The sequence below is a fragment of the Acetivibrio mesophilus genome (assembly GCF_004102745.1).
In the GTDB taxonomy this organism is placed as follows: domain Bacteria; phylum Bacillota; class Clostridia; order Acetivibrionales; family Acetivibrionaceae; genus Hungateiclostridium; species Hungateiclostridium mesophilum.
Map to the genome: position 1 here is coordinate 64,114 of NZ_RLII01000014.1, position 19,629 is coordinate 83,742.

At 41.6% G+C, this 19,629-nt stretch carries 21 protein-coding genes and 1 riboswitch; of the genes, 15 read left to right on the forward strand and 6 right to left on the reverse strand.

All coding sequences use genetic code 11. The features are described from left to right. Window positions 1-140: 140 nt before the first annotated feature. Entirely contained in the window at window positions 141-617 is a 477-nt protein-coding gene (gene tnpA / locus EFD62_RS11060; RefSeq protein WP_069195245.1) for an IS200/IS605 family transposase, read from the forward strand. Between the two features lie 72 nt (window positions 618-689). Here the strand turns inward: tnpA and EFD62_RS11065 are convergent, their stop codons facing one another. From EFD62_RS11065 to EFD62_RS11090, 6 genes are all read right to left on the reverse strand, one after another. Continuing rightward, window positions 690-2,360 carry a DUF4368 domain-containing protein gene (locus tag EFD62_RS11065; protein ID WP_194087093.1) on the reverse strand — a complete coding sequence of 557 codons (1,671 nt, stop codon included), beginning with the start codon at window positions 2,358-2,360 and terminating at the stop codon, window positions 690-692. A gap of 76 nt (window positions 2,361-2,436) precedes the next feature. Further along, on the reverse strand, window positions 2,437-2,598 hold the full coding sequence (locus tag EFD62_RS11070; protein ID WP_128706125.1) for a transposon-encoded TnpW family protein: 162 nt from the start codon (window positions 2,596-2,598) through the stop codon (window positions 2,437-2,439). A gap of 242 nt (window positions 2,599-2,840) precedes the next feature. Further along, a complete protein-coding gene (locus tag EFD62_RS11075; RefSeq protein ID WP_128706126.1) occupies window positions 2,841-3,788 on the reverse strand; it encodes a phage major capsid protein in 948 nt (315 codons plus the stop codon). Between the two features lie 12 nt (window positions 3,789-3,800). Further along, window positions 3,801-4,106, reverse strand: coding sequence for a hypothetical protein (locus EFD62_RS11080; protein WP_128706127.1), 306 nt, complete (start codon window positions 4,104-4,106; stop codon window positions 3,801-3,803). Between the two features lie 419 nt (window positions 4,107-4,525). Then, complete coding sequence (locus EFD62_RS11085; RefSeq protein ID WP_206659756.1) at window positions 4,526-6,826, reverse strand: phage/plasmid primase, P4 family; 2,301 nt, start codon at window positions 6,824-6,826, stop codon at window positions 4,526-4,528. A 28-nt stretch (window positions 6,827-6,854) separates the two neighbouring features. After that, window positions 6,855-7,031, reverse strand: a complete 177-nt coding sequence (locus EFD62_RS11090) for an excisionase family DNA-binding protein (RefSeq protein ID WP_128706129.1) — start codon at window positions 7,029-7,031, stop codon at window positions 6,855-6,857. Between the two features lie 307 nt (window positions 7,032-7,338). On the opposite strand from EFD62_RS11090, the gene EFD62_RS11095 reads away from it, so the two are divergent. From EFD62_RS11095 to EFD62_RS11155, 14 genes are all read left to right on the forward strand, one after another. Further along, the gene (locus EFD62_RS11095) at window positions 7,339-8,322 is read left to right on the forward strand and encodes a hypothetical protein (RefSeq protein WP_128706130.1); all 984 of its coding nucleotides are present in this window, start codon (window positions 7,339-7,341) and stop codon (window positions 8,320-8,322) included. Between the two features lie 80 nt (window positions 8,323-8,402). Then, a complete protein-coding gene (locus EFD62_RS11100; RefSeq protein WP_128706131.1) occupies window positions 8,403-8,729 on the forward strand; it encodes a hypothetical protein in 327 nt (108 codons plus the stop codon). 168 nt (window positions 8,730-8,897) lie between these two features. Beyond that, window positions 8,898-9,299: a hypothetical protein gene (locus tag EFD62_RS11105; protein ID WP_128706132.1), complete on the forward strand. Its 402-nt coding sequence runs from the start codon at window positions 8,898-8,900 to the stop codon at window positions 9,297-9,299. 168 nt (window positions 9,300-9,467) lie between these two features. Continuing rightward, the gene (locus tag EFD62_RS11110; protein ID WP_456236580.1) at window positions 9,468-9,710 is read left to right on the forward strand and encodes a metal-sensing transcriptional repressor; all 243 of its coding nucleotides are present in this window, start codon (window positions 9,468-9,470) and stop codon (window positions 9,708-9,710) included. A gap of 240 nt (window positions 9,711-9,950) precedes the next feature. Continuing rightward, window positions 9,951-10,763, forward strand: a complete 813-nt coding sequence (locus EFD62_RS11115) for a class I SAM-dependent methyltransferase (RefSeq protein WP_128706134.1) — start codon at window positions 9,951-9,953, stop codon at window positions 10,761-10,763. Between the two features lie 24 nt (window positions 10,764-10,787). Continuing rightward, window positions 10,788-11,312: an FmdE family protein gene (locus EFD62_RS11120; protein WP_128706135.1), complete on the forward strand. Its 525-nt coding sequence runs from the start codon at window positions 10,788-10,790 to the stop codon at window positions 11,310-11,312. A 13-nt stretch (window positions 11,313-11,325) separates the two neighbouring features. Continuing rightward, window positions 11,326-12,420 (forward strand): FecCD family ABC transporter permease, encoded by a 1,095-nt coding sequence (locus EFD62_RS11125; protein WP_128706140.1) that lies wholly within the window; start codon window positions 11,326-11,328, stop codon window positions 12,418-12,420. Then, window positions 12,417-13,169 carry an ABC transporter ATP-binding protein gene (locus EFD62_RS11130; protein WP_128706136.1) on the forward strand — a complete coding sequence of 251 codons (753 nt, stop codon included), beginning with the start codon at window positions 12,417-12,419 and terminating at the stop codon, window positions 13,167-13,169. Before EFD62_RS11125 ends, EFD62_RS11130 begins: the two co-directional genes overlap by 4 nt. Window positions 13,170-13,208: 39 nt before the next feature. Beyond that, on the forward strand, window positions 13,209-14,309 hold the full coding sequence (locus EFD62_RS11135) for an iron ABC transporter substrate-binding protein (RefSeq protein WP_128706141.1): 1,101 nt from the start codon (window positions 13,209-13,211) through the stop codon (window positions 14,307-14,309). Continuing rightward, window positions 14,306-14,806 (forward strand): flavodoxin family protein, encoded by a 501-nt coding sequence (locus EFD62_RS11140; RefSeq protein WP_128706137.1) that lies wholly within the window; start codon window positions 14,306-14,308, stop codon window positions 14,804-14,806. Before EFD62_RS11135 ends, EFD62_RS11140 begins: the two co-directional genes overlap by 4 nt. 1,514 nt (window positions 14,807-16,320) lie before the next feature. Beyond that, window positions 16,321-16,405: riboswitch (cyclic di-GMP riboswitch) on the forward strand. A gap of 199 nt (window positions 16,406-16,604) precedes the next feature. Further along, the gene (locus tag EFD62_RS17490; RefSeq protein ID WP_155522894.1) at window positions 16,605-16,751 is read left to right on the forward strand and encodes a hypothetical protein; all 147 of its coding nucleotides are present in this window, start codon (window positions 16,605-16,607) and stop codon (window positions 16,749-16,751) included. Between the two features lie 222 nt (window positions 16,752-16,973). After that, a complete protein-coding gene (locus tag EFD62_RS18270) occupies window positions 16,974-17,159 on the forward strand; it encodes an ATP-binding protein (RefSeq protein WP_328590682.1) in 186 nt (61 codons plus the stop codon). A 249-nt stretch (window positions 17,160-17,408) separates the two neighbouring features. Continuing rightward, entirely contained in the window at window positions 17,409-17,834 is a 426-nt protein-coding gene (locus EFD62_RS11150) for a chemotaxis protein CheW (RefSeq protein ID WP_083225285.1), read from the forward strand. Between the two features lie 15 nt (window positions 17,835-17,849). After that, window positions 17,850-19,629: chemotaxis protein CheA (locus tag EFD62_RS11155; RefSeq protein ID WP_155522895.1), on the forward strand; the 1,780-nt coding region annotated here is incomplete at its 3' end.

The following is a 19,629-nucleotide window of genomic DNA, read 5'->3' on the forward strand; positions in this document are numbered from 1 at the left end:
TTTTTTGTCTTTATGAATACCACCTGCTATGCAGGTGGTTCCAAAAAGCTTATAGCTATGAGTAGATAAAAATACCTCCATTTGCTAAAATATAGCGGGTTTAGCCGACCGCATAAATAGCAAAAGGAGGTACTATCCAAATGGATAATAATACATTAGCACATACGAAGTGGAATTGCAAATACCATATAGTGTTTGCACCTAAGTATAGAAGACAAGTTATATACGGGATAATAAAAGAAGATATAGGTAAAATACTGAGGAAATTATGTGAGTTTAAGGGAGTCGAAATTATAGAAGCAAATGCCTGTAAAGATCATATCCATATGTTAGTAGCGATACCACCAAAGCTCAGTGTATCAAACTTTATGGGTTATCTTAAGGGAAAAAGTTCATTAATGATATTTGATAGGCATGCAAATCTAAAATACAAATATGGAAATAGGCAATTCTGGTGTAGAGGTTTTTATGTAGATACAGTTGGAAGAAACAAAAAGGCAATAGAAGAGTACATAAAAAACCAACTGCAAGAAGACATTGCAACAGACCAGATAAGCCTAAAAGAGTATATAGACCCGTTTACGGGTGAGCTAGTAAATAAAAACAAGAAAAAATAACCCCTTTGAGGGTGCGTCTTAGGGATTTTCAATTCAGGAAAATATCGGCATAGTTTGGTATGTATTTACCGGCTATGCCGATTTTTCATTCTTTGTGGTGGATGTAGAAACCGGTGGATCAAACTCGCCAATGCAGTTCCATACAATTTTGATACGCTGTACCCGCCTGCCATCAATGCACTCTGCCTTGTAAACATAGATCTTTTCAACGAATTCCCGGATAATTTCCGCTGTGAGTTCCTTAATGTCCGTATACTTTCTTACCAGTGAGAGGAAGTGGTCAACATTGAGAGTGCTTTCCTTATCCTCTGTCATAATGGATTTCAGTTCCGTTACTCGCTTCTCAAGAGCCTGCTGCTCCGCTTCATAGTTTGCGGTCATCTTGGCGAATCGCTCGTCGGATATCTTACCCCCGATATTATCTTCATAGAGTCTTTGGATAATCTCGTCCAGCTTGGCGATGCGGGCCTGTGCCTGTTCCAATTCACGTTTGCTATCTCTCATACTTTTGTCAAGCTCTGACCTTGTTTTCTTAGTTACCATCTCCACGAATTCTTCCTCAAAGTTTCTGGCAAAAGCCGTTACGCGGCGGATACCGTCAAGTAGCAGTTCCTCAACCACCACATTGCGTATCTGATGAGAACTACAGCCACCTTTTATCTTGCGATAGGTAGCACAAACAAAATACTCCTTTTCATGTTCCCAACCGCGCCCACGCACTTGATACAGCTTGTTCCCGCAATCTGCACAGAACATCATGCCGGAGAGAAGCGGCATTTCACCCATCGGAGTAAGCCTTCGTCTACCATCCCTGATTCTCTGCACTACTTCAAATACAGATTCCTCTATAATAGCTTCGTGGGTATTCTTGAAGATCATCCACTCCGACGGGTCATTTTTCATCTGCTTTTTCTGCTTATAGGACTTGCGGTAAGTTTTGAAATTAACCGTATGTCCCAAATACTCCTGCCTTGAAAGCATATGAACTATTGTGCTGCCTCGCCAGACATAATCATCGTCATGGCCTCTGTTGTCCGGAATATTGATTCCGTTTTTCCTGGCGTGAGCCGTTGGATTCATAATTCTGCGCTTGGTGAATTCCTTGGCTATCTGCGAAGGGCCATACCCTTGCATACACAAGTGAAATGCCTCGCGTACCACTTTGGCGGCTTCTTCATCGACTATCCAGCGTGTCTTGTCTTCCGGGTCTTTGATATAACCGTAAGGCGGATTGGTGCAGAGTGGTTTGCCAGACTGCCCTTTCGACTTGAAAACGGCGCGTATCTTCTTGCTCGTATCCTTGGCATACCATTCGTTGATGATATTAAGAAACGGAGTAAAATCGCTGTCCTGCTGATTGGCACTGTCAACATTATTGTTTATTGCTATAAAGCGAATGTCGGATGCGGGAAAGAGTACTTCGGTATAGTAGCCGACCTTTAGATAATCTCTTCCGAGACGGCTCATGTCCTTGACAATGACTGTGCCAATCCTGCCTTCTTCCACTTGGGAGATAAGGCGCTGCCAATCCGGGCGGTCGAAGTTCGTACCACTATAGCCATCATCCACAAAGAACTCAGTGTTTGTAAAACCGTTGTCATCAGCGTACTTCTGTAAAATGGTCTTCTGATTTTTAATGCTGTTAGAATCACCCTGCAGTTCGTCATCTCTTGAGAGACGGCAATACAGAGCGGTTATTTTATCGTTATTCTTCACAGCAGTATAAGACTGCCTGCTAATCATGTTTACCTCCTTTCCGACAGTCTTCAAGCGGTACTCTATGCTCCCGTACTGCCGTGAAAAAGTCAAGTTATTTAGATCAAGATGCCTTATTTAATTCAAGATTTACAGTATTGTTCAGTATCATGCGTTTCAGCTTGTCGTAAGCAGTTTCTTTGGCAGTGCTGCTGACTACTGATTCTATAATGTAGAGCGTATCACCGATTACCTTTTCGGTAACGCTGATGAGTTTCTCAGCCATAAGATACTCCTCCTTCCTGACTCTGGGGGGTAGGGGGTAATAAATCCTTACACCCTTTCAATCGTGCAACGGGCGTGGGGTTTCACACAAAAAAACGCGAATTCAAACGGGGTATTAAGGGAACAACCGGGATAAAATGCATATAATTGATATAAATTTGGTGTGTATTTCATCTTGGGAAAGTTCCTTCTTTAGGAGAAAAGGCACAGCAGGATATTCCACTGTGCCTTTTCTCGTATGTTTTAACTGTTGGTCTCGGTATTCATCTGAATTACCTTCACTGCCTCCGGGCGGATAAGTTTTCCGTCAACAAATTCAAAGGCAAGGTAACCTATCTGGTCGAGCAGGGCAAACTTCTCTGAGAGTGCCCTCACGCTGACAGGGCTTCTGCAGATGATCCAGTAGTAGCTGAAATCACCGAAGGCAATAGGCTTAGAATCTGACTCCATATCCGGCATAAACTCTGATATAAATACCTTTTTACCGAGGATGGTATCATCGCTGTTGCGCCAAAGGTAGTTTCCGGCTTCGTCCTTCATTGTGCGAAGGGCAAGAGCGGTTTTATCATTCATGAGCCATACGGCATTTTTACGGTATTCCGACTTCACAGAGAAGTACAGGCGGATTATATGATCATAGGTGATTTCATCGACGGAATATGCAACCTCAGCGCCGTTTGCATCGTTTAAGATACCTGTCGGCATTTGCACACCGGTACCGTTAATAAAGGCGTTGTCCTCAGCTTTGGCAAAGTTCCTGGCAAGGCGCTTTACAAGGTAGCTTTCAATGTCGAATGCGGCATTGCGGACAAAGTCTGAATTCATTTTTACAAGAGCAGCGAGCTTATGGCTTTCAACGGTGTATTGAGTGAAATCATTTAGTCCGTCAAAAACTGGGATAGCGCCGCCTTCCGGCACAAACTGCGCAAGGTCATCGTATTCCTTTGCAAGGATGTGATAACTGCCTTCATATACGTTAAAGGTTGTGCCGATTTTACGGAACAGGCTTTCGTTTATGATGGCTGCTTCATATTTGTTATTTGTGGCATTTGGCATGACATAAGTACCCGTCTCGCTGCTGCGGCCTTCGGAAAGTCCGGAATAACCGTCTTCCTGGCCGCGCATGGCATTCCAGAAGTTCTTGCTGTATTCCGGCTGACCGGTATATACTATGACTTCAGTATAATTCATGGCGTTCCCTCCTTAAATCTTATCGCAGAATGGACAGGCATAGAGACCGAGGTCATGGTAGCTGAGCGATCTTCCTACCTGTTTCAAGTGGTGGTGGCATTTCGGACACAGAATGTTATATGCCATAGCCCCTTCAATGGTATGAGGATGCTTTGCATGGAGGCGGTATCGCAATTTTAACTTTCCTTTATCGTCTTCGATGACAACATCGGAAAGATGCAGGTCGCACATGGTATGGGCGAACTCATCGGAATAGTAAGTGTGCTGCGGTCGCAGCAAAGTGCCTTCCTTGTTCATTTTCATAAGCGGATAATTCATGATTTTTCCCTCCTCAAAATTAAGATGTTTAAATGCGGTTGATGATATTTCCTGTAGATTAATTGCTGAACGTTCGTCATGTTGAATCGCTGTAAATGTTCCTCCCTCTGGTGATACTTCCGGTGACAGAAGTGACAGTTCAGTGACAGTAGTTTTGATGAACTGTCACGCTGAAAAGCGACTCGTAGCAAGGCTTTTATAGCTTAAGTGACAAAAGTGACAGAACTTTTCATTTCATACTCACAACAGCTCATAATCCTTTCCTTGTTCTCTGTACAATTCCAAACTTTATTTTTCCCGCCAAGAAGTTTGAAAGACTGTCACTACTGTCACTTGTGGCTGGAAACCCTTGATATATGGGCTTTTTAACGGTGACAGTTGCCTGTGAGAACTGTCACTCGACTGTCACTTCTGTCACCTTAAGCAAGAAAATCCGTACTGTCATAGCCATAAGCCTTCTTGTACTGCTCCTTTGCCTCAATAGTGAGGGTGAGGTTTTTATAATAGGTGCCTTTATTGGTATGAACGGTCATCTCCTTAAAGGTGCAGCCGAGATGGGATGCCAATGTCTCTCTGAACTCTTTGGCTGTCTTGGCAAAGCCGTTATTGTTGTCATGGCACCATGCCCTGTAAACATCGTAGATGCGGCTTGTTGTAGCGGAATCATTAAACTTGCCTTCTGACCGCTCGCACATACATTCCTCATAGAAGGAGATCACAGTATTGTTCTCTGACATATATTGCTCTCTTGCAAGGCTTACACTGTCCGGTTCGGAAAAGCTGTACCCGTTTGCAATAACCAACTGCAGCGCCTTAACAGCCTTGTAGACGATGCCATCACGCTCGGCATACATTTTGTCAAGGAGTGTTTTGTTCTGCTTGTCCTTTGGAATGACATTAGGGCAGCGCACCACCATGATGCGGTCATAGACCCATTTGCCATCATCGCCGCCAAACTTGGGAAGTCTGTTCATGCAAAACCAGAGCAGCCCGTTGTAGGTGAACTCAAAGGCCTGCTGTCCTTTGAACTCGGCATATAGGCTATCGCCACCGGTTATTTTCTTAAATGTTTTCAACTCATCTACGGATAGAAAACTCATATCAGAGCTACCGGCAAGTCGTGTGCCGTAAATCGCGCCGGTGCCGAAACGCGCTTCAATCTCCTTAAGGTCGATTCCTATAAAGTTACCCTTGCCGAGCAACCGCTCTACAAGACTCTTTAGCTGAGATTTGCCGGTGTCGCCATCGCCGACAAGGAAAAGCGCTTTTTTCATTCGCCATCCCTTGATGTTGGAGATGCATACACCGATAAACTCAAGGAGCAGGTGTTCTATGGCCTTGTCTCCGTCTGTGAGGGTGCGCATATACCTGTCGAAGACCGGCGTGGGCGTTTCCCTTCCCGACCAGTTGCACGGAATCTGAATGGTGGAGAGGATATCCGGGGAGTGTGGTAGAAGAATGGCATTATCTGCAGTGATACGGAGCAGGCCATTCCTGAAGTTGATTAAATCCTCATCGGCATTTAGCTCTTCCTGGCTAACATAATTAAGGTCAGTGGTGATATGCTGTAAAGTTTCGCTGACGATGCCCATTCTCACAAGTTCCTCGTCATAATCCGCGATGTACTGCTTGATAATGCCCATCAGCATATTGTCGGCATAGAACCGATAACAGCCGTTTTCGTAGACATATTTCAAAAGGCCCTGCTTTCCGTTATCCCTTACAAGCACATAGCGGAGGTGCTCGCGTACGTACTTTGCAAGGAGCGGAACGCTGACATACGGCTCACCGGTCTGGCCATGAAACTTGATGAAGTACGGATGCTCCATCCTGGATTTATGGAAGGTGCCATGACAGGCATCGATACCGGCATTGATGGTAGCTTCTCTGTAATCATCACGCTCCCATTTTTCACGGTAGAGGGCAGAACTGCGGAAGATATCATCAATAGCAGCAGGATCAGGCCCAGTGCGAAAGGCAATCATGGCGCACAGTGCCGCGTCAGCCTCGGAGTGTGAGTTATATCCGGAGATATCTCCATCGTCATATAGTTTCTTGAACTTATCTCCGTTTTTCTGTTTGCGTAAGTTACAGACAATATCGAAATAGGTGCGGTCACCGTCACGTTTTTGGCTGTATCTTGCTTTCTTGGACTTCCTCATGTTCTTATCGAGAGTGAGCAAGATGGCTGCTGTGCTTTCTTTGAGCGGTTCATTCAGAATCATGTCACCAGTATAAGCTGCGAAGCGATTTGTAAGTCCGCCTATATAAAGCTCCAAATGATTGCTTGGATTTTTCATATAGTAAGCTTTATCTAGTCTGGGATTGCCGTTTTTGTCTGCATAAGTCGGTAGTTTCTCAAAATTACACTTACCGTAAATATGAATACCATTTCCGCTGACGGAACGCTCGGTATAGGAGTTAAAACGTTCAAGCAGTATCTGTACGAAGGGATCTGTGATAGGCCTGTGGTCGATGTCAAGGAAGAAGTAGCCTTTAGGTATTACAAAACCTAAACCTGCAGCGCTTTGCTTAGTCAGTGAGCTAAGTGCTTCGTCGTAGGTAACCCATGTGTGCCGGTATTTTTCATTAGTGCCTGTCGCCCCACCGCCAGCAGCAAAGGGAATTTTGTTGATACGGTCGCCATCCATTTCTTTGCGCCAAAGAAACCATATCTTCATATCCATCAGTTCCTGCATTGCGTTTGCCGTTTTGTCCACCTCCTCTCTGCTGCATTTTGTGCTGCCATTATTCGTTCGCCGAGTTTATGACCAGCCACTCCTTAAAGGCTTCAACCGGAATCAGGATTCTCGTACCAACTCGTATGACTGGAAATCCCGGCTTTTTTACAAGTTCGTAGGCCTTCGGCAGACTAATGCCCATCTGTGCCGACAGTTCCTGCACACTCATGGTCGTCTTTTCCATTTTCTCTTTCCTCCTTGTCTTGATAGTTGTTTTAGTCTCTACATCCACCATTCGCTACCGTTCCTAAGGCAGCCACCTGATCGTGGTCTCCTCGTATCCGATTGCAGCAGAAGCGCTCCGGCTTTCACCATCGTGGCGGCGACGCAGCAAAAGTATCTCTTGCGGGTGGACTATTCAGTTGTCAAGGAACCGGGAATCAAGTAGTTTTACAATTTGTTCTTGTTTTTAATGTCATTGTATAATACAATGTAATCGAAGTTAAATTTTCAACGCTTACAATAACGATTACATTTAAAGGATGATTGCCATGAAAAAACTACCGGTAGAAAATCTCGGTTTCGTTGAAATTGGCGGCGTTGGCGAGATGATATATAGGGCTGTGCGATTTCCCGAGTATGTTCCGGACTATGAAGATGAAGGTGAAATAATCAAGCCTATTTTCACAGGTCTTCATGCTCCGGAAAGTGGTACTGATTATTCCTTGACCGGTCAAGACCTGTTGGTCAGCCTGTGTAATCTTTATGGCAAATTAAATAACCCAGACAGCACTGAGTCGATTTCAGATGCCATCTGGGATTGGTGTAGAAACAATATTCATCCATATGATATTGATAGTCTCTGCGAAATCCTCGAAAGCGAGAAGTTTGCACATATCACTTACAGGGAGATTATTCAGAACGATGCTACTTTCAGCATAAAACGATTCATAAAGGATTTATGCGATCTTGGGACGGTCTTTGAACTGTACTTTGCATTGCAAAGGGCCAAGTATCATTATCAAGCGGAATATGCCAGAAACTTCTATTATGAAGGCAGATTATGTGATAGCCTTGCCTTCCTTGAAAAATATAGAAAATATGAAAACGATAAGGAATATTTAGAGCGCATCGTAGCTGACTACGATGACCGTATAATGCAAATGATTGATATGTTCCCGGACTTTCGAATGAGGCTGAAGTTAGATAAGAAATCCGGCAAGATGATGTTCGGCGCAGATGTGAAGTCTGTCTTTGATATTTGTTGGTATACCTTTTCAAGAATAGTTGCCGATGTCGCACCGCCGGTTGATGAAGATCCGGACTATATGTATTCTCAAGGCTCTATACTTTCTTGCCTTGCTTGTGGGAAATACTTTGTACGACATTCAAGCCGCCAACTATATTGCGATAGTTGGGACTGTCAAGCTGAGCGTAATCGTAGGAACAGACGAGCCAGCTATGCTCGCAAGAAGGCTGCTGAAGTAAGTTCGCCGAAGCCTTCAATTCCATTCTGGAGTATCGAGAAGAACTAATTGCCAACTGCCATTTAGCTCAAGAGCCCCTCTGTGATTGTTCAGACATTGATGCTGAACTTGATGAACTGCACCGTGAAATGAAAGTGGTCGCGGAGCTCTCGCGAAAGGCCCTATACAAAAATGCCCATGTTGATATAAGTCTGATTGAATGGCAAGAACGTAATAATGGATATCTGGAAAGGCATCGCAATGCAACGGAGCGTGTCGCTGAACCAGAGGAGTTGAAGCGGGAAAAGCAAAGTAAAAGAAAAACGCTTGAAAGTTTTATACGAAATCTAGAGTCCTGTGATATCCTTAAGGAATTTGACGAGCGAATCTGGATTGCAGCAATCGATAAGGTTACCGTCCAGCAGGACGGGGCATTGGTATTTATTTTCAAGGATGGCATAGAGATAGGTAAATAGAAACATTACCTAAATAGACTCCGTACCTAAGATGATGGCCACTGATCAAGGTAAAAACTTCCTTGATCAGTGGTTTTACATTATACAAGAATCATACAAATGTATAGACAAAATAGATGCAGATGTATAAAATAATATTTGCATTAAAAAATCATTGAGGTGAAAAACATGGAGATAAATATAGACAGCCTTATATCGTTTGATGCATTGCATTCTGATCTTGAGCATGTATTTACAGTCGTTGAAAAGAACCGAAAGGTTGTCCTGCTTAAGGATAATAGGCCTGCGTATGTTATACTAAAGTTTGATGAACAGTCTATCAATTTAGGGACAACCTCTGGAAAAGAAAAAATCTACACACTTCAAGAGGCTATGAGGATCGTCCTTGAAGAGGCCGATGACAAAACGATGCATGCTTCAAAACTAGCGGATAAGATATATGACCGCAGATTGTATTTGCAAAAGAACGGTAAAAAGGCACAGTATACCCAGATTAGAGCGCGTTGCGGGCATTACCCGGAAATGTTTGAAGCGCTCTCCGGCAACTATATTAAATTGAAGCAGCAGTAAGTATTATAAAGGGCTAATGTTATCACAGAATGTTATTAAAAACGGGGGAGGAAGTTTGTTATGAAAGGTATTATCAAAGGGCAAGTTCATACCCATAAAGCGCCTGACGGTACGGAGTATTTACATAGCCATGACAATGAGCATAAACATGTTCATCAAAATACAAAAATGGTATTAAACCGATTATCCCGAGCAAGTGGACATCTGGAATCCGTAAAACGAATGGTTGAGGACGGAAGAGATTGTAGCGAAGTCCTAATCCAATTATCTGCAGTTATCTCTGCACTGAGCAATACAGGCAAGGTAATTTTAAAGGACCATATGGAGCATTGTATTGTGGATGCTGTCGAATTGGGTGATAAAGCTGCTATTGATAATCTCGCTAAAGCAATTGATCGTTTTATTAAGTAAACTAAGCGGCATTGAATATTTTCATATAACCCTATCCGGGGGATAGCTACTAGAAAAATGATAAGTACGAACCGTGCTGTTTACTGCAACACTATGAAAATGCGCATTTTTGAAGAAATCAAAGATGCGCATTTTTCTATCCCCCTTGCGGGCTTGTGGGACATTCTGTTTTGATATAAACTTGGTTTTGTCATTATTTATGGGGAATCTTGGTATCCTTACTGATAAGGTGGTGTTTTTGTGGATATAAATGAAATCCGGGAAAAATGGAGTCTAAAGCAAAAAAACAAACAAGCCAGTGTTGACATGTGGAACTCGATGGCAGAGAGTTTCGGTGATTTTGTTCTGCCAAATTTTAAGGACAATCCCTTTTTAAAGTTATTAGAAGCAAAAAATATGCTGAAGCAGGATGGGCTTGCCCTGGATGTGGGTTGCGGGGCAGGAAAATATGCTTTGGCTATAGCCGGATGTTTTCGTCATGTAACCGGGGTGGATCTGTCTCCTGAGATGATTAATATCGCCAAACAAAAGGCTTTGGATTACAAAATCCAAAACATTGATTTTTACTGTGGAGATTGGCATGATTTGGATATTAAAAAATCCGGATACTTACATAAATTTGATTTGGTATTTGCTCATATGACACCAGCTATCCAGAGTGGGGATACCTTTGAGAAGCTATCCGCAGCATCTAAAGGCTGGTGTGTGTTAGCCAAACCAATTAAACGAACAGACCCAGTTTCTGATGCCATTAAAGAGTTGGTTGGCATTAGTGAGCGTAGAGAAAGCTGTGATGAGGAAATTTTGTTTGCCTTTGAAATGTTATGGCGACAGGGATATCTTCCACAACTGGAGTATGAAAAACAGGTCTGGAATATGAAAAAAACTCTTGATGAGGCTTATGGATTATATGTTAACCGGGTTAAAACTTATCAAGATATTACTTTGTCAGAAGAAGAAAAGATTAGAGCTTATTTGAAAACTTTAGCCCGAGATGGATTTATTTATGAAGATGTGGAAACAACCATAGTAACTTTATTTTGGCGGGTTTAATCAGTTGATAAAAGGAGATGGATTATGGGTAAAACGGATTGGCAAAAAGCGGTGGAGTTTCACGGGCATTCCTGTCCTGGACTTGCAATAGGTTTTAAAGCTGTCAAAGCAGCACAAGAAAAGATGGGCATTGCTTTTTCCTCAGATGAAGAAGTGGTCTGCGTCACTGAAAATGATGCCTGCGGTGTTGATGCTATCCAGTTGCTCACGGGCTGTAGTATTGGCAAGGGGAATTTGATTTATAGGGGTACGGGTAAAATGGCTTTCAGCTTTTTTAACAGAAAGAACGGCGAAAGCTTGCGAGTGATTATTAAACCTTTTAAAGGGGAAATGGACAGGGAAGAACGCCAGGAATATATTCTAAACTCACCGGTAGATGAGATATTTGATTTCATGAAGCCTACTTTCCGTTTGCCTGAGACAGCAAGAATTTTTACTTCTGTTGTCTGTGAATCCTGCGGGGAAAGTGCACCGGAGCACAAAATGCGATTGCAGGACGGTAAGAAAGTTTGCTTGGATTGTTTTAAGGAATATAGTAGAGGATGGTAGTAAAGCCAAAGGGATGGGAAAATTGAAAAATCAAACAAATACTAACTATAGTATTAACGAGACGGATATATACCTGAGATATACAGGAAGAAAAAAGCTGGTTCTTGTTGTGCTGGTATGTTTAATAATTTTAGTAGCGATAGTTGCAGTGAATGCTGGTTCGATGAATTTAAATCTGTATCAGGTTATCCAATCGATTTTGGGAAATGGCAGTAATGTATCGGATGTCGTGATCTGGCGGATTCGTCTGCCTAGGATATTGGCGGCAATTATTGCTGGCGCAGGACTATCGGTCGCCGGTTGTGTCATGCAAAACAATCTCAGAAATCCGCTGGCTTCACCATCCACCCTTGGCATATCCAATGCTGCAGCTTTTGGAGCTAATTTGGCCATTATTGTTTTTGGTGCAGGCAGTATTTCAAGTACTAGTACAGACGCAGTAACCATCAACAATCCATATTTGGTAACGGTTTCCGCTTTTGTTTGTTCAATGATAGCTACGATGGTTATTCTGCTTTTGGCTAGAATACGGAGTTTTTCACCCGAGGCAATGGTTCTTTCTGGTGTGGCGCTGAGTTCACTATTTTCTGCAGGAACAATCCTAATCCAATATTTTGCCCAGGATTTTCAGATTGCCGCAGTAGTATTCTGGACATTTGGCGACCTGGGGAGGATCGCTTGGCCTGAAGTTTCTATTTTAACCTGTCTTATCGGCGTAGCATTCATCTATTTTATGTTCAAAAGATGGGACTACAACGCTCTGGACAGCGGAGAAGAAACGGCTAAAAGTCTGGGGGTAAATGTGGAAAGAGTCAGACAGGGAGGAATGTTAGTATCGTCTCTGATTGCGGCTGTTGCTGTTTCTTTTTTAGGCATTATTGGTTTTATCGGTCTTGTTGGTCCCCAAATTATGCGGAGAATTATTGGAGGGGATCACCGTTATCTGATACCTGCCTCGGCGTTGATGGGTTCACTACTATTGCTTATTTCGGATACTATGGCTAGAACAATGGTGGCTCCTGTAGTGCTTCCTGTCGGGGCTATTACCTCTTTCTTTGGAGCACCATTGTTTCTTTATTTGCTGGTAAGGGGGTATCAAAAGAAATGATCTTATCGGTTAATGAACTGGCTTTTACTTATCCCAGCCATTCAGTTTTACAGGAGATTAACTTCTCTATTTGCAAGGGGAAATTTCTTGCCGTTCTTGGTGTTAATGGCGCTGGGAAGTCCACCCTCTTAAAATGCATCAATCGGGTTTTAAAGCCTTGTGCAGGTGCTGTTTTTATTCAGAACGACGAGATAGGCAAACTCAGTCAAAGAGAAATTGCTAAAAGAATTGGTTATGTGGCCCAGCGCCAAGAAAGTGTCTGTATGACAGTTTATGATGCAGTGCTACTGGGGAGAAAACCCTATATCCAATGGGAGGCTTCCAAGAAGGATCTTGAAATTACCCATAAAGCTTTAAAAATGCTTGAGTTGGAGGAATACTCCTTAAGGTACCTGAATGAATTAAGCGGTGGAGAACAGCAAAAAGTGGTCATAGCCAGAGCGTTGGCTCAAGAGCCGAATCTTCTTCTACTAGACGAGCCAACCAGTAGTCTGGATCTAAAGAATCAACTTGAAGTTGTTAGGATTATTAAAAGAGTTGTCAGAAACCAGCAAATCGGTGCGGTGGTCAGCATGCATGATTTGAATCTGGCCATTCGCTTTGCTGATAAGTTCCTGTTATTGAAAAATGGTGAGGTTTTTGCCGCCGGCGGATTGGAAGTGATGACTCCGGAAAATATCGAAAGCGTTTACTCGATATCGGTTAAAGTCAAAGAAATCGATGGCATTCCGGTTGTGGTTCCGGTATAGTTCTGCAAACAAAAACTTAATTAAAATTGGAGGATCATGATGAAAAAAAAGATTATTACTCTAACTGTTGCGCTACTATTTTGTATGACATTTCTCTTAAGTGGGTGTTCTTCCCAAACTTCTCAGACAGCACCCTCAAAAATCACGATAACTGATACATTGGGGAGACAAGTTGAAATTAACGGAGTGGCCAAAAAAGTGGTAGCCATTGGACCGGGTGCATTAAGGCTCTGCTGCTATTTTAATAATCCTGATATTTTTACAGGAATTGAACAAATGGAAATAGATAGTCCGACAGGCAGACCATACCTTTATGCCAATCCGACGCTCACTACGCTGCCGGTGATTGGTCCGGGAGGCCCCAATAATGCTCCGGATCCTGAAAAACTCCTGGCGGTAAAACCGGATGTGATTTTTACAACTTATGCTGCCGATAAAGCCGCTGCGGATAATTTACAGTCAAAAACAGGAATCCCTGTTATCGCGTTAAGTTATGGAAAAACGTCGACTTTCGATCCGCAGGTTAACGCTTCCTTAATGCTTATAGGCAAAATTATTGGTATGGATAAAAGAGCTCAGGAACTGGTTGGACTGATGGATGGGTTTAAAGCTGATCTGGACACAAGAACAAAGGACATAGCCCAGGATAAGAAACCCTCTGCCTATGTCGGGGGTCTGGGAATGAAGGGAACCCATGGGATTGAAAGCACCCAGGGCAATTACTCGTTGTTTAATGCTGTCCATGCCAAGAATGTGGTGGATGAGACAGGAAAGACTGGTTCGTTGATGATTGATAAGGAACAGTTGATCAAGTGGAATCCGGATAAGATTTTTGTTGATGGCGCCGGATACCCCTCAGTACTTGAGGATTATAAGAAAAACACACAATTCTATGAGACACTTTCTGCTGTGAAAAACGGACAACTATATTCGATCCTGCCGTATAATTTTTACACAACAAATATCGATACTGCGATTGCTGATGCTTACTATATTGGGAAGATACTCTATCCTGAACAGTTCAAGGATGTTGATCCGGCGAAAAAGGCAGACGAAATATATAAGCTCCTTTTAGGGAAAGAAATTTATACGCAAATGGCTAAGGACTTCGGCGGTTTTAAACAGGTCGTATTGAAATGAAAATAACAGTCTTATACGTCAGTGTCACTGGTAATACAGAGAAAATGGCAGGATATATCAGAGATGGTATCGAAGAGACGGACGACATGGAAGTAAGGCTGATGAATCTTAATCAGAAAGAAACCGTAGATTTTAGTTTTGTTAAAGACAGCAGTGCTATAATTATTGGAACCCCTGCATATGTAGCTGATATGAGTTGGCAATTAAAAAAATGGTTTGATACGGATTGGAATTGTAATTTGGCAGGAAAGCTTGGAGCAGCTTTTGCCACAGCAAATTGTATGCATGGCGGTGCAGATTTGGCCATATCGAGTGTTTTACGGCATATGCTGGTCAAAGGCATTATGGTATATTCATCCGGTGCAGGATGTGGAAGACCGTTTATTCATTTAGGGCCTGTTGCCCTCAAGGATGATTTGGATGGGAAAAGAGAACTGTTTCAGTTGTTTGGAAAACGGATTGCCCAAAAAGATGTCGAACTGTTCGGCGAAAAATGAATAACTAATCGGTAGCGCTCTAAAATTAATCAAGATTTTTTAATAGAATCAAAAAGATTTAGAAAACAGGCGAATAATAGTATAAATAATGCGGTGAATATATAGAAAAATCGCTAGATAAATAGATTCGGAGCATCAAACACCTGCCGTATTCAATAAGTATATTGATAAGTTCATGGAATGTGAACAGCTAAATAAACTCATCGGCATGGGTGTTGCTCTCCCTCATTCACAAATTAACATCAGCGCACAAGAAAGACTGCACTAAAGGTTTTATCCTTCGGTGCAGTCTTTACTTACGAGCCTCCGCTTGAAGAGAGTCGGTCAAAAATTTACTCGCTTTCGTAAATCCCTAAGTTGAACTCCCTTTTAGGGGTGGTTTGTGAAGGTGTGCGGTTGGCGAAACCTTCAGTGAGCCTTTTAGGCTCTGCCAAGTAACATGCCCTTATAGGGCAAGAGCAAACCACCCGTTTGACGGGTGGTTATGATTGTTGCTTTTTCAGATACGATTCACCCGCATCTTTATAAGAATGTATTAATTGATAGACATAATGAGGTTGTTAAAGAATATGGGGAGGTCAATTGGAGTCAACCACTTTACTACCATTCCTTGAATTTGTACTTTCTATGAGTTCGCTAGATTCATATCCAAAATGCTGATTAATATCAGATTCCAACATATTTTGAATAGTTCCTTCGAGCAGATATTTGAATGGATCATGGATGTGCGTAACAGTCTTATTAAGGCTGATATAATGTTCTTTTTCGGCGTTTTCTTACGTTTTTTTACATAAAGGAAACATTTTCCTAAAATACAAAGTAACAATATGACCATTTTGTTACTTTAAAATATATACTTCGACGCGATATTTATTTTTCCTGCATAGTTTGCATTTTTTTATAATTAAATAAAAGCCCAAAACTATTTAGTTGATAGTTTGGGACTTTACACCATTTCAGAGCTGAAGCAAAGAGTAAAGTTCATCTTTTGGGTCCTAGTTTACACCTATATAAAGAGGGTTATCTGTTCAGCGCTACAGTTGAATGTATCCATGATAAGCCCGGTATTATAGGAGGACACTTTAACTTTCATAGGCAAAATATTGCTAATCCTCAGACCTTCATTCAAGCCAATTTTTACTATATAAATAATAGTATATTCTCTTGATCTTCACTTTGTTTTAAATAGTTTCTATGATTATTAACCTGTCCTTATTTCACCATAAAATGTTAATTTTGAACGTGTATTTGATGGTTCCGTTAGGCTACTCGAATTCAGCAGTACTTCGAATAATATATTGTAACCAGACGATTGCTTATATAACTTTAACAGAAATACTATAAAAAAGATACATCATTTTTGTAGAAAAAAAGAGGCAAAACCAATATAATTAATCCTAAACACCTGAAATATAAACACTTTTGACTTATTGATAAAGTAACAAAATGGTCATATTGTTACATTAATAAAGTGAAATGGCAACAAAAGAGAATGTTGAATTAGTACCCATGTAGACTGAGAAAAGCAAGCTTATCAAAATATAGGCCCGAAAAGCTACAGGTCCAATGTGAAAACACAATGATAGCAGGGTTGCCAATTGCCATGTGAAGTTATTGGAGAGTAAAGAATTAGTCGATAGTTTAGACCTTATCAATAATGAATTGCAAGTAGGCAACTTATGTTTTCTATGTTAATGCTGCTCTAAAATTGTAACACATACCGCTAGAAAATAGGTTACCTTAATCAAAATTCCTGTTTGATTATGTTATCCAGACAATATCACACAGGAGGAGATGTATGATTAAGATGGAGCAATTAGAGAATATCAGAAAAATCTACTTCATGCAAGGCCTGAGTATCAGGGAAATCGACTTAAGGACTGGGATACACAGGTATGCAATTTCAACATATATATCTTTGGAGGAGCCAAAACTACTTGAATAGAAGTCGACATAAGGTTTTTAGTTATAAAAAATACTTGCTGCGCGTATTGGAGCAGGAAGTACACCAGCGGAAAAATAACCAGATCCAGAGTGGAATCTGACAAGCGAGCTTTCCGGTACTTAAAACAATTGAAAGCTGTGACTTTCTTGCCCTTAATAAATTGTCTTACCTTTCAGCAAAGTTGAGGCCAAATTGCTCTTTCAGTTTTGTTCCTCCCCATATGTGAGAAACAGTCTAATCATAATTACAAAGTTAGAATTTCCAAAATCAACGGAGGTGTTAGATGGAGAACAAATGACAGCTGCATTGCATGACCTCCTGCCCCATAAAACACACATACTGAACATTAATTGTAAAAGCCACAGGTTGTTTAAGCAGGCTATTTTAAACCAAGCAGATATGGGCTAATTTTTTTACGAATTAGTGGCCTAAATTTACTCCGGTAACTAGCCTGAATTTTTATTGACATTAACACCTACTTTTTAGACATAGCATAAGGAGGTGAAATGCTAATGAAGAGGGTTCATAGCCTGATAAGAATGGTTTTCAAGTAATGGACTAGACAGAAAACGATTTTGGGACAGTAAGAAAATATAGTAAGTAATATGTAGCAAATTTATTAATATTTATTCGATGTTTGGAGGGAGGTGAACAATGATGAATGAACTCTTGACCAGCCTGTATGTGGCTTATGAATTGGCAGATGAAAAATATGCCATAAAAATAAGTGATGTACATGAAATTATAAAAATGCAAAATATTACCCCGATACCCAACAGCCAGCCCTTCCTGGAAGGAGTTATTAACCTTCGAGGTAAAATCATTCCCGTAGTCAACCTCCATAAAAGGTTGGGGCTTGTCAATTATACTTCTACAAAAAAAACCCGCATTGTTGTGGTAAAAAGCAGGGGTGAGATGATTGGAATTGTGGTTGATAAGGTAAACCATGTCATAAGATTTTCGGACATTCAGCCACCTCCAGAGATGGTAGCAGGAATTGATGGCAGCTACTTTGATGGTATAGGTATTACTGACGAAGGAGTAGTGAGCATTCTAAAAATTGATTATGTACTTCATGAATAAGGAAGGGGGTGTAGCATGACTAACATATTTGAAAGCCCGGAGATGACAGGGGCTTTTAGAGACGAAGCCGACGAACAGCTACAACTTCTCGAAAACGGCATTGAAAAGGAGCAAAACGGTGAGACAACAGAGGTGGACCAAGGATTATCCCGTGTAGAACACCCCTTAAAAGGTTCTTCTGATACAAGGAATCAGACAGTGTTTGTACTTGATGCAAAACAACAGGAACAGATAAATCAGGCTTTGAGCATCGGGCAGAATGTTTTTGTATGTGAGGTTAAAATTTTAGAGGATAGCCAGATGAAATCAACTCGTGCTTGTCTTATAATGAATTTTTTTAATGAGTGGGGCACGGTCATAGGTATGGTTCCAAATGTACTGGAAGTTCCAATAGATGCTGATATTAGCAAGGTAGCCTTTTTAACTATTACCCAAATGGGTGCTGATGAGTTGGAGCATAAAGCACAAAATCACCTGATGGATGTAAGCGAAGTTAAAGTTTCTCCCTATCTTGCTGAAAATTCGCAATCCCAAATGAAGTCTTCTGAAGATGCTGGGGTACGGGATAAAGATGACACGCCCAGTGCAAAAACAGCGGGAGGGGAAAAAAGGGCTGTACATACTGTGAGAATTGATGTAGACCGTCTGGAAAGGATAACGGAACTGGTAGGAGAACTGGTGATTGAACAGATTCGAATCGCTCAGGTCTCAAACAACTTATATAACCAGTATCCCTTTGATGAAACTGTGGATGACTTAGTAGGTATATCAAACCAGGTAGCGGTTTTAATCGATGAACTTCAGGAAGGAATTGTGAAAACCCGTATGATCCCCGTAGATCAGTTGTTTGGCAGTTTTCACAGAATAGTCCGGGAGTTGTGCCGCTCATTGAATAAGGAAGTTAGCCTGGTGCTTGAGGGTGGCGAAACCGAAATAGATAGGGCAATCATGGAGGAAATGAGTGATCCGTTGATCCACCTTATACGGAATGCTATAGACCACGGGATTGAAAATTCGGAAATCCGAAAAAAGCTAGGCAAGCCCGAAAGAGGCACACTGCGAGTAACAGCATTGCCTGACGATAGTAATGTAATTATAACGGTTGAAGATGACGGGGCTGGAATTGATGCGCAAGAGATAAAGCAATCCGCCATTAAAAAGCAAATTGTTACAGAGGAAGAAGCGGAAAAAATGACAGAGCAGCAGTTAATAAACCTCATTTTCCATACGGGCTTTTCGACTTCGCAAAAGGTAAGTGATGTTTCCGGCCATGGAGTTGGAATGGATATTGTAAGGACCTATATTGAAAAATTGAATGGAATCATTGATGTTGAGACGCGCCCAGGTATAGGGACAAAGTTCATAATTAAACTGCCAATCAAGCTTCCACTAACGCTTGCAATATTAAAAGGGCTTTTAGTTAAAATCAACAATGATACTTATGCCCTTCCTATGAGCAATGTGGTTGAGATTGTACGCAAACCAAAAACGGAGATTGAATCCATCAATGGGCAAGCAGTGGCTGTTATAAGGGATAAAGCGACTCCTTTGATATGGCTGCATGACTACTTCGGCATTCCAAGGGGTAAGGAAAGGGAAAATAGTTTGATCGTCTTGCTTGGAATAGCTGAGAAGCGTTTTGGACTTGTAGTGGATGAACTTATAGGGAACCAGGAAATCGTTGTTACAAACCTTGGATCCTATATAGGCAAAGTAGAGGGTATTTCTGGAGCTACAATTTTGGGAGATAGAAGTGTAGCTTGCATACTGGATGTTGTAGGAGTTTCAAAGATAG